Source organism: Luteibacter sp. P4_E6 (genome assembly GCF_056401535.1).
The window spans coordinates 1-2,179 of the sequence record NZ_JBFUJE010000608.1; the positions used below are offsets into that span (position 1 = coordinate 1).

General features: G+C 62.7%; 1 protein-coding gene. It reads left to right on the forward strand.

Translation table 11 applies throughout. The features are described from left to right. Positions 1 to 1,848 (forward strand): glycoside hydrolase family 2 protein (locus tag AC1DT2_RS21395; RefSeq protein ID WP_477298591.1); only part of this gene is annotated, 1,848 nt, incomplete at its 5' end. Positions 1,849 to 2,179: the final 331 nt, after the last annotated feature.

The following is a 2,179-nucleotide window of genomic DNA, read 5'->3' on the forward strand; positions in this document are numbered from 1 at the left end:
CTTCAGCGGCGATGCTTTGAGGCCCTCGCCATAGCCGCAATCGTCACCCCGATGGCTGTCGCCGCATCAGACAACAGGTCCGTCTGGAACGGAAAAGCAGCCCCCCTGGCAACCCCATGGACCTCCCAGGTATCGCCCACGAATGCGCTACCCGAGTACCCGCGCCCGCAACTGGCGCGCCCCTCGCTCGAACATCCCCAGTGGATGAGCCTCAACGGCCTGTGGCAGTACGCAGCGACAGACGGGAAGGGTGCACCGTCTTTTGGAAAGGCGCTGAAGGACCAGGTGCTGGTCCCGTACCCGATCGAATCGGTGCTCTCGGGCGTGCAGAAGCATTCGGACTTTATGGTCTATCGGCGGCTCGTCGATATCCCGGCCGCCTTCACGGAGCACGGCCAGCACGTGCAGCTGAACCTCGGCGCCGTGGCCCAGGATGCCACCGTGTACGTCAACGGCAAGGAAGTGGCGCACCATACGGGCGGCTACACCTCCTTCAGTGCGGACATAACACAGGCGCTGCAGCCGAGCGGCCAGCAGGAGATCGTCGTCGCCGTGCATGCGCCGGTCGACGGCGTTAACGTCATGGTCGGCAAGCAGCGACTGAAACCCGACGGCATCTTCTATACCGCAGCGTCGGGCATCTGGCAGTCGGTCTGGCTGGAACCGGTGCCGGCGACCCGCCTGGCGCAGCTGGACTTCACGCCGGCGTCCAGCCTGGATGCCTTTACCGTGACGTCGAAGCTGCAGGGCAACGCCGCAAACGCCACCCTGCATGTCACCGCCTATGCGGACGGCAAGTCGGTGGGCGAAGCGAGCGGTCCGGCCGGCAAGCCGCTACATCTGGTCATCGCGCATCCGCACCTGTGGAGCCCTGAGGATCCCTTCCTTTATAGCTTCAAGGCCACGCTCGCGCAGGGTGACCAGCGCGATGACGTGACCAGCTATGCCGGCATGCGCAGCATCGGCATCAAGAAGGTGGGTGGACTCAACCGCATCGTGCTCAACGGTAAGCCGACCTTCCTGCTAGGCACGCTGGATCAGGGTTACTGGCCCGACGGCATCTACACCGCGCCGACGGACGAAGCGCTCAAGTTCGACATCCAGAAGACCAAGGATCTGGGTTTCAACACGATCCGCAAGCACATCAAGGTGGAACCGGCGCGTTGGTACTACTGGGCCGACCGCATCGGCCTGATGGTGTGGCAGGACATGCCGGCGCTACCGAACGGGCACAACGACAAGCTCAGCGAGGCCGACAAAGCCGGCTTCCGCACCGATGTCACGGCCATCGTTGAGCAGCTCAAGGGCGAGACGTCGATCATCGGCTGGATTCCGTTCAACGAAGGCTGGGGGCAGTGGAGCATTCCGGCTGCTGCCGAGTTGGCTATGCAGATCAAGAAGCGCGATCCGTCGCGCCTGGTCAATGCCCGTAGCGGTGCCAACTGCTGCGACACCAAGGGTGATCCGAAAGCCGGCGATCTTATCGACATCCACGATTACCAGGGTCCGGGTCTTCCCGCGCCGGATGCGACGCGAGCCTCGATGGATGGTGAGCACGGTGGTCTGACGCTGGGTGTCCCCGGTCATGTGTGGCCGAACACGCCGATCAACCCGTATGGCGAAGTGAAAGACAACGCCGCGTTGAACGAGGGCTATGTCGCCAACACGGCCGTGCTGCGCGACAAGGGTCCGGGCATTGGCGTATCCGGCAGCGTCTATACGCAAATCACCGATGTCGAGGGTGAGCACAATGGTCTGTACACCTACGATAGGAAGATCGAGAAGGTGGATGAGGCGAAGGTGCGGGCCATCAATGAGGCGACGATACGGGCGGGTGGGCAACCCTGACGAGACCATTCCGTCGCCTCGGCCGAGCACATCGGTCGAGGCGCCTACAGACAACTTCAAGTTGTTTTGATACGGTAATTCCGTTGCCTGCGTCGTCGCTGTGAATGCTGCGCAGGCAACCATCGCTCTATGCGGTGAGAAGCGCGGTCCAGAGGTGTTAGAGCACCCCTGGACCGCTAACCCTAACTAACTAGTCTGGAGTCAGTCATGGCTGTTACCGATGATACGGTACCCGCTCGCCCGCCGAACCCCCTCGGCGACATTCCCATCGGTCACCGGGCGCTCTGCAGTCCACGCAGACACGGTTGAAGAACCGCGGCGGCAGCCGTAA